Below are 12,283 nucleotides of genomic sequence, written 5' to 3'. Positions count from 1 at the left end.
AAGGAATGCTGCAGCGAATCGGCCCGATGGAGATCGCACTGATCGTTATCGTGCTTCTGCTAATCTTCGGACCCTCGAAGCTCCCGCAGTTAGGGAAGTCGATTGGTGATACGATCCGCGAGTTCCGGAGCTCGATGAAGAGCGCCCGGGGCGACGAGCCTGAGTCTGAAGAGCCCAAGGACCCGGAATCGGACAAGAAGGGTTAGCGAAAGGGTGACCGCATTGCTCAGGCTTGAGGAAGCTCGTGCGCTGCTCCTGGAACACGCTCCCCCGCGCCGCGTGGAAAGGCTGGCGCTGGCCGACGCCCTGGGCCTGGTCCTGGCTGAGGACATGCGGGCGCCGGAGCCGCTGCCGCCCTTCCCCCGCTCCGGCATGGACGGCTATGCCGTCCGCTCACAAGACACGCTCGGCGCTACCCGGGAGGTGCCCGTGACCCTGCCGCTCGTCGGCGTCATCCCGGCGGGGCACCCCCTGGAGGACGAGCTGGCCCCCGGTACCACGGTGGCGATCATGACCGGCGGTGCGCTCCCGAAGGGGGCCGACGCCGTCATCCGGCTCGAGGAAGTCCGGGTGACGGACGAGGGCGTGCGCATCTTCCGCCCCGTGCCGCCGATGGAGAACGTGGCCCCGATCGGCGAAGACGTGCAGGAGGGACAGGTGGTCCTCACTGCGGGCCAGCTCATCCGCCCGCAGGAGATCAACCTGCTGGCTGCGCTGGGCATCGAGCGCGTCCCGGTCTACGCGAGGCCCCGGGTGGGCATCCTCAGCACGGGCGACGAGCTCGTCGGGGTCGGGGAGGTGCCCGGCCACGGCCAGATCCGCAACTCCAACGGGCCCGGAATGGCGGCCCTGGTGCGTGCGGCGGGCGGTGAGCCGGTGATGCTGGGCATTGCGCGTGACGTCACCGACGTGATCGCCCGCGCGCTCGGACAATCGCATGGCTGCGACCTGTTGATCACGACCGGCGGGGTCTCCGTAGGCCAGTTCGATGTGGTGAAGGAGGCGCTGGCCGTCCTCGGGGCGGAGCAGCTGTTCTGGCGGGTGAGCATCAAGCCCGGCACGCCCGTCTGCGCCGGGCTGCTGGACGGCCGCCTGGTCATCGGGCTGTCGGGGAACCCCGCGGCGGCCATCACCGACTTCGACCTGCTCGTGCGCCCGCTCCTCGACCACCTGCTGGGGAGGAAGCGGCTGGGCCTCAGGGAGGCGGAGGGCATCCTCGACCAACCCGTGCTCAAGAAAGTGGCGCTTACCCGCTTCCTGCGGGCCAGGGCGTACAACGGACCGGACGGTGAGATCCACCTCGACACGGGCATGGCGCAGCGCGCCGGGGTCCTCAGCACGATGTGCGCGGCCAACGCGTACGCCGTCATCCCGGGCCACTGCGGCCCCCTGCCGGCAGGCGCGCGCGTGAAGGTGCTGCTCCAGGACGACGCGGACGTGTACATCCCCCGTCCTCCCAGCTGCACCATGCGGTACTGACCGGCCGACGCCCCGTGCGGCTATGGGGCGCCTGCCAGCCGCCGCTACTTGACGTTGTGTTTCTGTCGCCTCATAATCGTAACTAGCCTCTTGCTGGCCCCATCGTCTAGAGGCCTAGGACACCGCCCTTTCAAGGCGGAAACACGGGTTCGAATCCCGTTGGGGTCACCAGGGGAGGAACGCCCGGCACTGCCAGCAGGCAGTCGCCGGGCGCTTCTCTTACGCCTGGTGGAAATACATAGCGCGTCTGCCAGGATTCGACAAATTTCGGCGTGCCAGGTGCGGTACAATCGGTGCTGCGAATCTCTCGCTGGGGGTGGTGGCGTGCCAGCGAAGCCCTCCGACCGCAGGGAGCCGGGGCCGAACCGGTGGAGGCGCCTGGGGTCTTGGTTCGTCTCCCGGATGGCCTGGGCGTGGCACCCTCTGTTCTACGCCGGCATCTGCCTCGGATTCCTCATGGGCAGGGCGCAGCCCTTCGACCCGGTGGCTCCCTTCGGGATTGCCTTCTACATGGCCGTGCGCGCCGCCGGCTTCAGCAGCGCGGCCGGGGTTCCCGTGGCGCTGGCGGTCATGGGCGGCGCCGCCACCGTCCAGCCGCTTCCGGCGTTCGCGGCCTCCGCGGCCGCCCTCGGCGTGGTGCACGCGCTGGGAGGTCTCTCCCGGCTTCAGGCCCGCTACGCCGCCCTGGTCGCGGCCCTGGTGGGCTCTGTCGCGGCGGCGGTTCAGGGGGTGCTGCAGAACCCCGCGGCGGACTGGATACAGCTCACCTTCTGGGCAGGCCTTACGGGTGTGCTGGCCCTCATCTTCACCCTCGCCGTCGAGGAGCTGACGCAGCCCCGCTATCCGGAGGGACTCACCGCCGACCTGCCCATTCCCGCCATCATCCTCCTGGCGGCGGCGTTCACCGGCCTGCAGGACCTCACCCTCTGGGGGCGGGTCTCCCTGCACGCGACCGCGGCCGGTCTGGCCGTGATGCTGTTCGCCCAGGCCGGCGGCCTGGGGTGGGGCGCCGCGGCCGGGGCCGTCATCGGCATGTCGTCGTTCCTCTCGGTGCTCGCCAGCCCTCCGGCCGCCGGAGCATGGCTGAACCCCGCGCTCACCGAGAGCCACGCAATGGCCTACGTCATCGCAGGGTTCCTGGGCGGCTCGTTCCGGGAGCTGAGGAAGCCGGGCGTCGGCCTCTCCTACATGCTGGGCTTCCTCTCGTACACGATGGCAACCCAGGGCCAGGGCGCCGTGCTGGAGTCGATGGCCCTCTCCGCCGTCGCCGCCACGGTTCTGTTCTGGATCATCCCGTCCCGTTGGATCTCCCGCCTGTCCGGGGCCGTCAGCGTCCGCCCGCGGGCGCAGAACCCGCCGGCGGGGCAGGACAGGGAGGACGCGGTGGTGGCCGGCGCACGGGACCAGCTGCGGGCCATGGCACAGGTCCTGAAGGAAATCCAGCGCACGTACACGCAGGTGGCCGCCGTGAGCGCCGGCGCCGCGCAGGAGCCCGAAACCCGGTTCCGCCAGGTGGTGGAGACGGTGTGCCACTCGTGCTCGCTGTATGCGCAGTGCTGGCAGAAGGAGCCAGAGGAGTCGCGGCGGCTCTTTGAGGGACTGTGGGAGCAGATCGAGAACGAGGGGACGCTGCCCATGGCGCCGCTTCCGGAGCAGCTGGAGGCGAGGTGCATCCACCCCGAGCAGATCGTCGTGACGCTCAACCACGTCCACGACCTGGAGCGGTCCGGCCGTGCCCTCACGCGGAAACTGGAGGAGGGCAGGGCAATCGCCGGAGAGTACGTGCAGAACGTCGCCCGGATGCTGGACCGCATGGCCGACGAGGTGGAGGCGGGCAGCCGGAACCACCAGGGTCTGACAGCCGTCTTCCGGGCGACGGCGGCCGTGGCCCGCATGCCCAAGCGGGGCGGCCACATCTCGGGCGACTCGGCCGTGACGGGCCCGCTCTCCCGGGGCCGCTTTCTGCTGGCCCTGAGCGACGGCATGGGCGTCGGCCGCGAGGCGGCGGTGCAGTCCGGCGAGACCGTCAAGCTGCTGCAGCAGCTCCTCGACGCCGGGTTCAACACGGAGGTGGCCGTCAGGACCGTCAACTCCGTCCTGCTGCTGCGCGGCCCCGGCGACAGCTTCGCCACCGTGGACCTTGCGGTGCTCGACCTGACCACGGGGCGCGCCGAGTTCGTCAAGGTCGGCGCCGCCCCCAGCTTCCTGAAGCGGGGCAACGACGTCACCCTGGTGAAGATGCCGTCCGTACCCGTCGGCATCGTCACCGAGATCGAGGTGGAGCCCGAGTTCCGGAACCTGCGCGACGGCGACATCATCGTCATGGTGAGCGATGGCATCCTCGACGTGGCCAGGGACGAGGCGGACAAGGAGCGCTGGGTCCTGGAGCACCTCGGGCGCGAGCAGACGGCGGATCCGGAAGAGCTGGCGGAGCGGCTGCTGGCGCGTGCGCTCGACCTGACGCCTGCGCCGGAGGACGACCTCACGGTGGTCGTCGCCCGGGTGGATCAGGTGGACGGCCACGGGGGCGACGAGCGGCCGCGACCCAGGGTGACCGGCGAATGGGTCCCCGCGCAGCCCGCGCCGCGCATGAAGCCCCAGCGGAAGGAGGACAGGGGTGAGCGGGGCCGCAGGCGCTAATGCTATGCGGTGCCGGTGAGGAAGGGAATCCCCGGCCAGTGTCGAAACGCGACTCGGCACTGCCGGGGATTCGCTTGGGGGGGGTGACGCCGTGCCGCTCCTGGAGAGGGTGCGCGCCGAACTGGTGCGGCATCAGATGGTGCTGCCCGGGGACCGGGTGATCGTGGCCGTCTCCGGCGGCCCGGACTCGGTCGCGCTCGCCCACCTGCTGCACCGCCTGGCCCCGGAGTGGGGGCTCTCGCTGCACCTGTTTCACATGGACCACGCCCTGCGCGGCGCGGCCTCCCGCGCCGACGCTGCCTACGTCGCCGAGTTGGCCCGAAGCCTGTCCCTGCCCCTGACGACGGTCGCCCTGAAGGCCGGGGAGCTGGAGCGGGAGCCCGGCTCCCTCGAGGCCAACGCCCGGCGGAGGCGCTACGCCGAGATCCGCCGGCTGGCCGCCGCCATCGGCGCACAGCGGGTGGCGACGGGCCACAGCCGCAACGACCAGGCCGAGACCGTGCTGATGCGGATGCTGCGGGGCAGCGGTTCGACGGGTCTTGCCGGGATCCCGCCGGTGCGGGAGGAGGGCGGCCTCGTCATCATCCGTCCGCTGCTGACGTGTACGCGCGCGGAAATCGAGGAGTACTGCCGCGCACACAAACTCGCACCCCGCCTCGATGCGTCCAATCTACAGCAGGACTTCCTGCGGAACCGGATCCGGCACGAGCTGCTGCCGCTGCTGGCCGAGCGTTACGACGAGGCCGTGGTGGATCACCTTGCCCAGATGGCAGAGCTGCTGCGTGAGGAGGACCGCCTGCTCGCGGACCTGGCGCAGCAGGCGCGTGCTCGCTGCGGCTGGCGCGAGGAGCGGACGCCGTCCGGGGAGCTCGCCGTCGAGCTGGACGGTCCGCGGCTGGTGCAGGAACCGCCGGCGCTCGCGCGCAGGGTCGTCCGGATGGCGGTCCAGCGCGTGGCGGGCGCGGAATATGCGCCCGGGCTCCCGGCGGTGAACCGGGTGCTGGAGCTGGCCGGGCGGACGGACGGCAGCCACAGGCTGGACCTGCCGCAGGGGGTGTGCCTGACCGTGGAGTACGGGCGCTGCCGCTTTGCCAGGACCGTCGGGGAGAGCACGCCCCGGGACGGGCAGTGGCAGCTGGTCCTCGGGGGGGAGACGCGAATTCCGGAGCTGGGCCTGCGCGTGTACACGGAGGTTGTGCCCGCCGCGGCCGTGGCGGGTGCGGAGCCTCCGGATGAAGCCTGGCTTGACCGCGACCGGCTGCCCGGGAGGCTGGCGATCCGCCTGCGGCAGCCGGGGGACCGGCTCTGGCCCGTGGGAATGGAAGGCTCCAAGAAGCTTCAGGATATCCTTGTAGATGCGAAGGTGCCCAGGGCCCGGCGCGATCGCCTCCCGCTCCTGGTCGCCGGAGACGCGGTCGTCTGGGTGCCGGGAGTGAGGCGGGACCGCCGGTTCCGCCCGGACGCAGAGACGCGCACGGTGCTCCGCGTCGTGCTGCGCAGCGCCCCGGAGGGGCCGATGGGCGCCGGAACGGCGGGCGCCTCAGGTTGCTCCGGGCCGTCAAATATGGTACACTGAGCAAGTATCTTTTGCCGCCTCGCGGCCGACTCAAACAGTGAAGAAGTATCTCTCTGCGCCCTGTCGCGACTGCCCTTTGTGGAAGGAGGGGCCTGGCAGACTTGAATAAGCTATTCCGCAGTCTTGCCTTCTATATGTTGATACTGGTCATCTCAGTGGCGATAGCCGTTCAACTGGGAGGGACCAGCCAGCAAACCACCCGCCTGATGTACTCTGACCTCATCCAGTACATCCAGGAGGGACAGGTGAAGCGGGTCACCCTGAGCGGGTCGTACGCTGAGGGTGAGCTGATCACTGGCGAGAAATTCACCGTGCAGGTGCCCGGCCCGTCCAACCAGGGGCCCCTGATTCAGGAACTGCAGCAGCACCCGGAGATCCAGTACGATTTCCGGCAGGACAACACGTCCGGCATCTGGGCGATCCTGCTGCAGACCCTGGTTCCGGTGGTGCTGGTGCTCCTCGCGTTCTTCTTCATCATGCAGCAGACCCAGGGATCGGGTAACCGGGTCATGCAGTTCGGCAAGAGCCGGGCGCGGCTGATCACCGACGACCGGAAGCGGGTGACCTTCGAGGATGTCGCCGGCATCGATGAGGTGAAGGAGGAGCTCGCGGAGATCGTCGACTTCCTCAAGCACCCGAAGCGCTACCTGGAGCTCGGCGCCCGGATCCCGAAGGGCGTTCTGCTGTTCGGCCCGCCCGGAACCGGCAAGACCCTGCTGGCCAAGGCGGTTGCCGGCGAGGCCGGCGTCCCGTTCTTCTCGATCTCGGGCTCTGACTTCGTCGAGATGTTCGTCGGCGTCGGCGCGAGCCGCGTCCGCGACCTGTTCGAGCAGGCGAAGAAGAACTCGCCCTGCATCGTCTTCATCGACGAGATCGACGCGGTCGGCCGCCAGCGCGGCGCCGGCTATGGCGGCGGTCACGACGAGCGGGAGCAGACGCTGAACCAGCTCCTGGTGGAGATGGACGGGTTCTCGGCCAACGAGGGCATCATCATCATCGCCGCCACCAACCGGCCGGACGTGCTGGACCCGGCGCTGCTGCGCCCCGGGCGGTTTGACCGGCAGATCGTGATTGACCGCCCCGACCTGCGGGGCCGGCTCGCCATCTTCAACGTGCACGCCAAGGGCAAGCCGCTGGATCAGGACGTCGACCTGGAGGTGCTGGCGAAGCGGACGCCCGGCTTCACCGGTGCCGACATCGCCAACCTGATGAACGAGGCCGCGCTCCTGGCCGCCAGGCGGCGGAAGAAGAAGATCTCCATGTCCGACCTCGAGGACGCGATCGACCGGGTGATGGCCGGCGGCCCCGAGAAGAGGTCGCGGGTGATCTCGGAGAAGGAGAAGCGGGTCACGGCGTGGCACGAGGCCGGGCACGCGGTGGTCGGGCACATGCTGCCACACATGGACCCGCTGCACAAGATCACGATCATCCCGCGGGGCCGGGCGATGGGCTACACCATGTTCCTGCCCGTGGAGGACCGGTACAACATCTCCAAGTCGGAGATCCTCGACCGCATGACCATGGCGCTGGGCGGCCGGGCCGCCGAGGAGATCACCTTCGGCGAGATCACCAGCGGCGCCTACGACGACATCGAGCGCACCACCCAGTGGGCCCGCCGGATGGTCACCGAGTGGGGCATGAGCGAGAAGCTCGGGCCGCTCACCTACGGCGTGAAGCAGGACGAGATCTTCCTGGCCCGCGACATGACGCGGCTCCGCAACTACTCCGAAGAGGTGGCTGGCCTGATCGACGAGGAGGTCCGCAACTTCGTCCACACTGCCTACCAGCGGGCGCTGGACATCCTCACGGAGCATAAGGACGCCCTGGACAAGGTCTCGGAGATCCTGCTGGAGAAGGAGACGTTGGAGGGCAAGGAGCTGGAGGACCTGCTCGCCCAGCTGCTGCCGCCCAGGCCAAAGCCGGAGCCCAAGAAGCCCCGTCTGGTCGGCGGCGGAACCTCGCAGGTCGCACCGGCCTTCTAGTCGGCGATTCACCCCCCCGCCCTTAGCGGCGGGGGTTTTTCACAGGGAGTGAAGCAGATGGGCCGAGCATATGCCGGATACCCGATGCCGTCGTGCCACGCCCTCATCATGGACGGGCAGCAGGTGCTTCTGGTGCTGCGGGCGAACCCGCCTCTCCGGGGTTACTGGGGGCTGCCCGGGGGCCGCGTCGAACTGGGGGAGACCGTGGAACAGGCGCTGCTGCGCGAGGTGCGGGAGGAGACGGGACTGGACGTCACCATCGAGCGGTACCTGGGCTACCGCGACGCGATCGACCGGGACGAGTCCGGCCGGGTACGCTACCACTACGTGGTGCAGTACTTTCTCGCGCGGCCGGCCGGAGGCGCGCTGACGCCCTCTGACGACGCAGCCGAGGCGCGCTGGGTGCCCCTGGCCGAGCTCTCCGGGCTGCCGGTCACCGACGCCGTGGAGTGGTGCCTGGCGTGGGCCGGTGTGCGGAGCTGCCGGGATGCGGGGTAGACTAGCACTGTGGAAGGAGGGTTTTCCGTTTGGGCGATCGCTTCACCCGCTTCCCCCTCAGTGAGGGGGTGAACCTCTACGTACAGCCCACGACGAAGTTCAAGACCACTACGATTTACGTCTACTTCCATATGCCGCTGGAGCCGGTGACCGTCACCTACAACGCTCTCCTCCCGATGGTGCTGGCGCGCGCCTCGGCCGACTTCCCCACCACCGCCGAACTGTCCCGCCACCTCGACGAGCTGTACGGGGCGTCCTTCGGCGTGGATGTGGCGCGCCGGGGTGAGGTGCAGTCGATCGTCTTCCAGATGGAGGTCGCCGGCGAGAAGCACGTGCCCGGGGCGCAGGGGCTGCTGCCGCAGGCGCTGGACGTGCTGGGCGGCATCATCACCCGCCCGCTGCTGGTGGGCGACGGCTTCAAGCCGGAGTATGTGGATCAGGAGCGTACCAACCTCCGGCAGATGATCGAGGGGCTGATCAACGACAAGCGGCGCTACGCGATGGTCCGCTGCACCGCGGCCATGTGCGAGGGGGAGGCTTTCGCCCTGCACCGGCTCGGGCGGGTGGAGGACCTGGAGGGGGTGACGCCTGCCTCGCTCCTGGCCCACCACCGGCGCGTGCTGACCGAGGCGCCGGTGGACATCTTCGTCCTTGGCGACGTGGACCCCGCCGGCCTGCGGGAAGAGGTGGCCCGGCGGCTGCCGCTGCCGGCCGGTCCGCGCCGGTTCCCCGACACCGTGGTGAAGCGGGGCCCGGACCGCGCGGTGAAGGACGTGGTGGACCGGCTGGACGTGAACCAGGGCGTGGTGGTGATCGGCTTCCGCACCGGCATCACGCTGCGGGATGAGCTCTACTTCCCGATGCTGGTCGCCAACGGGGTGCTGGGCGGCTTCTCGCACTCGAAGCTCTTCCAGGAGGTGCGGGAGAAGAACTCGCTGGCCTACTTCGCCTACTCCTCCATCGAGACGGTGAAGGGGATCGGCTACATGTACGCCGGGGTCGAGTTTGCCGACGCGGAGCGGTGCAAGGCCATCATGCTCGAGCAGCTCCGGGCGGTGCAGGAGGGGGCGGTCTCCGACGCCGAGATGGAGACGACCATCGCCACCCTGGTCAACGACATGCTGAGCGCCGCCGACAGCCCCGGGGCCATGGCGGAGCTGGCCGTGGACCAGGTCTTCTCCGGACGGGATCTCTCCATCGACGACCGGGTGGCCCTCTACCGCCGGGTCACCCGTGAGCAGGTGGCCGAGGCGGCCCGCCACTTCACGCCGGACACCGTGTACATGCTCACGCGGCGGGAAGGGGGGGCGTAGGTCATGGAGCGGCAGTTTGACCCGATGCTGCGGGATGAGCTCTTCACGGAGCGGCTGGAGAACGGGCTGACGGTGGCTGTGCTCGTAAAGCCAGGCTACCGGCAGATGACCGCGCGCGTGGCGGTGCAGTACGGCTCGATCGACAGCCGGTTCGTCAATCCCCAGACCGGCAAGGCCGTGCATGTGCCCGACGGCATCGCCCACTTCCTGGAGCACAAGCTCTTCGAGAGCCCGGAGGGCAACGTGGCGGACCGGTTCTCGGAGCTCGGCGCCGAGGCCAACGCCTACACCACATTCACCCACACCGTTTACTACTTCACCACGACCAGCCAGTTCGAGGCGTGCCTCGACCTGCTGCTGGAGTTCGTGCAGGAACCCTACTTCACCGCCGAGACGGTGGCCAAGGAGCAGGGGATCATCGAGCAGGAGATCCGGATGTACCTCGACGACCCGGGATGGCGCTCTTCGGCCAACCTGCTGGAGGCGCTCTACGTGCGCCATCCGGTGCGCATCGACATCGCGGGCACCGTCGAGTCGATCCGCAGGATCGACAAGGACCTGCTGTATGTCTGCCACCGCATCTTCTACCACCCGTCGAACATGGTGCTCTTCGTGGCGGGCGACCTGAACCCGACGGAGGTGGTGGAGCGCGTCCGGGCGTCCTTCGCCGGCCGCGAATACCCGGCGCAGCCAGCCATCCAGCGAATCCTGCCCGAGGAGCCGCCCGTCATCAACGAGCGGCGGCGGATGCAGGAGCTGGTGGTGAGTCAGCCGATCCTGCGGCTCGGGTTCAAGGAGAGGGAGGTGGGGCTCACCGGCCGGGCGCTGCTCGAGCGCGACCTGCTCACCTCGCTGCTCCTTGACGTGGTCATCGGGCGGGGCTCCCCGCTCTACACGCACCTTTACGAGTCCGGACTGATCGACCAGCGGTTCGGTTTCGAGCACGTTCCCGAGGTGAGCTTCGGTCATACCTACCTCACCGGCCCGACCCACGATCCGTCCGAGCTGGAGGCCCGGCTGCTGGCCGGCTTCCAGGAGGCCCAGCAGCAGGGGCTGGCGGAGGCCGACTTCGAGCGAGCGCGGCGGAAGCTGATCGGCCGCGTGATCAACCTGATGAACGACCTGGAGGGCGCAGCCTACCTGTTCATCGACGGGTTCTTCAAGCAGATCGGCCTGTTCGACCTGCTCCCCACCCTGCAGTCGCTCACGGTGGAGGCCGCGAACGAGCGGCTGCGCAGCCACTTCGACCCGGCGCTGGCCGCGGCCTCGATCATCTACCCCAGGCGCTAGGCAGCTGCCGGCAAGGGGGTGTTGCGGTGGATCCCGTATCGCACGCCGTCATCGGGTCGGCGGTGGCGGGGCTCTTCCCCGAGGGCACCCACGCGGCCGTCTGCTGGAGCGCGGTCCTCGGCGCCGAGTCGCCCGACATCGACATCGTGGTGCAGTTCGTGCGCGGTCGAGTGGGCTACCTGCGCGCACACCGCGGTCCCACCCACGGGTTGGCGACGCTGCCACTGCAGGCTGCGCTCATCGCGGCCGGGATGAAGCTGCTGCACCCCGGTGCCCCGCTCGGGCCGCTCTTCGGAGCGGCGCTGCTGGGCACGCTCTCGCACGTGCTGTTCGACTTCGGCAACGACTACGGCACGCAGGGCCTGTGGCCGTTCTCCCCCCGCCGCATCGCCTTCGACCTCATCCCGATCGTCGACCTGGGCATCCTGGCCATCGTCGGCGCGGGGTGGCTCGCGCACGCGCTGCTCCCGGCGGGGCGGCCAGTCGTGTTCGGGAGCGTCTGGCTGGCGCTGGGGTTCTACGGGCTGCTCCGCTTCCTGCTGCACCGCCGTGCCAGGGCCCTGGTGGTCGAGTACCTCAGGCCCCCGGCGGACTGCGGAGAGGCCGTCGGGTGCGGCGTGGGCTGGGCGCTGCAGGTGGTGACCGTCCACCCGACGCTGCTTTCCCTCAACGCCTGGCGCTACGTGGTCCAGCAGCCCGGCGGCTTCCTGACGGGTATGGTCTGGGTCTGGCCGGGCCGCGTCAGCCGGCCGCAGCGGGCCGCGAACCAGTATGACCAGGTGGTGCTGGCGTCCCTCAAGGCGGCGACGGTCACCGCCTTTGCCAGCTGGACCCGGCGCCCCCGTGTGGAGGTGGCGTGGCGGGACGGCCTCTGGGAGGTGCGCTGGTCCGACATGCGCTACGAGGTTGACGGCTTCTCCCCCTTCACGGCGTACGCGTGGCTGGACGCGGAACTGAACCTCGTGGACGAGGGGCTCGGGCGCAGGACCGATGCCGCACCGGGGCCCGCGCTGCTCCTGCGCCGCCTCCGGCAGGAGGCCGGTCGCTGGGACCCCCTGGAGCACTGAAGGGACGATGCTCGGCCGAATAGCGTAGTACTTGCGCTAGACTATTTGAGTGCTAAGGATGGATGTTCGATTTCCAGGAGCTTTGTTATGCTCTGCACGTAGGCGATCACTTGGGTCGGTTGGATCTACATCCAGCGGTTTGATCCCCCAATCAGACCCCGATGTCGCAGCATTCGTCGAAGCCTATACCTGCCAAGAAACGCAGTCGGTCGACCCGAGGATCACCCACCGCTCACCCTCCTTTGTTCCGGTCCTCAGCCTGCCCCCACGGGTTGAGGACAACCCTCCCCTTTGCCGTAGCCAGCGTCCTCCCCCCACGGGACGCTGGCTCCCCTTTTTAAGTGGGGGCTGTCCCAAAAGTCATCGAGGATGACTTAGGGACAGCCCCCTTTTCTTTTTGTCTAAATACAAAAGAAGCCGCCCTTCTGTTACAATGGA

General features: G+C 69.0%; 9 protein-coding genes and 1 tRNA gene. All 10 read left to right on the top strand.

Annotated features, from left to right (window positions below; all coding sequences use genetic code 11):
* Window positions 1-5 precede the first annotated feature (5 nt).
* On the top strand, window positions 6-206 hold the full coding sequence (locus J2Z79_RS11310; protein ID WP_209466998.1) for a twin-arginine translocase TatA/TatE family subunit: 201 nt from the start codon (window positions 6-8) through the stop codon (window positions 204-206).
* A gap of 7 nt (window positions 207-213) precedes the next feature.
* Window positions 214-1,479 (top strand): molybdopterin molybdotransferase MoeA, encoded by a 1,266-nt coding sequence (locus J2Z79_RS11305; protein ID WP_209466997.1) that lies wholly within the window; start codon window positions 214-216, stop codon window positions 1,477-1,479.
* A 95-nt stretch (window positions 1,480-1,574) separates the two neighbouring features.
* Window positions 1,575-1,650, top strand: a tRNA-Glu gene (locus tag J2Z79_RS11300).
* 153 nt (window positions 1,651-1,803) lie between these two features.
* Window positions 1,804-4,119 carry a SpoIIE family protein phosphatase gene (locus J2Z79_RS11295; protein WP_209466996.1) on the top strand — a complete coding sequence of 772 codons (2,316 nt, stop codon included), beginning with the start codon at window positions 1,804-1,806 and terminating at the stop codon, window positions 4,117-4,119.
* A 91-nt stretch (window positions 4,120-4,210) separates the two neighbouring features.
* On the top strand, window positions 4,211-5,695 hold the full coding sequence (gene tilS, locus J2Z79_RS11290; protein WP_209466995.1) for a tRNA lysidine(34) synthetase TilS: 1,485 nt from the start codon (window positions 4,211-4,213) through the stop codon (window positions 5,693-5,695).
* Between the two features lie 101 nt (window positions 5,696-5,796).
* Entirely contained in the window at window positions 5,797-7,677 is a 1,881-nt protein-coding gene (gene ftsH, locus J2Z79_RS11285; RefSeq protein ID WP_209466994.1) for an ATP-dependent zinc metalloprotease FtsH, read from the top strand.
* Window positions 7,678-7,734: 57 nt separating this feature from the next.
* Entirely contained in the window at window positions 7,735-8,175 is a 441-nt protein-coding gene (locus tag J2Z79_RS11280; protein WP_209466993.1) for an NUDIX hydrolase, read from the top strand.
* A gap of 29 nt (window positions 8,176-8,204) precedes the next feature.
* The gene (gene yfmF, locus J2Z79_RS11275) at window positions 8,205-9,488 is read left to right on the top strand and encodes an EF-P 5-aminopentanol modification-associated protein YfmF (RefSeq protein WP_209466992.1); all 1,284 of its coding nucleotides are present in this window, start codon (window positions 8,205-8,207) and stop codon (window positions 9,486-9,488) included.
* 3 nt (window positions 9,489-9,491) lie between these two features.
* A complete protein-coding gene (gene yfmH / locus J2Z79_RS11270; RefSeq protein WP_209466991.1) occupies window positions 9,492-10,778 on the top strand; it encodes an EF-P 5-aminopentanol modification-associated protein YfmH in 1,287 nt (428 codons plus the stop codon).
* A gap of 26 nt (window positions 10,779-10,804) precedes the next feature.
* Entirely contained in the window at window positions 10,805-11,845 is a 1,041-nt protein-coding gene (locus J2Z79_RS11265; RefSeq protein ID WP_209466990.1) for a metal-dependent hydrolase, read from the top strand.
* The last annotated feature ends 438 nt before the right edge of the window (window positions 11,846-12,283 follow it).

This window comes from Symbiobacterium terraclitae (assembly GCF_017874315.1).
In the GTDB taxonomy this organism is placed as follows: Bacteria; Bacillota; Sulfobacillia; order Symbiobacteriales; family Symbiobacteriaceae; genus Symbiobacterium; species Symbiobacterium terraclitae.
The sequence above is the reverse complement of the archived record's forward strand: the minus strand, read 5'-3'. Positions and strand labels throughout refer to the sequence as shown.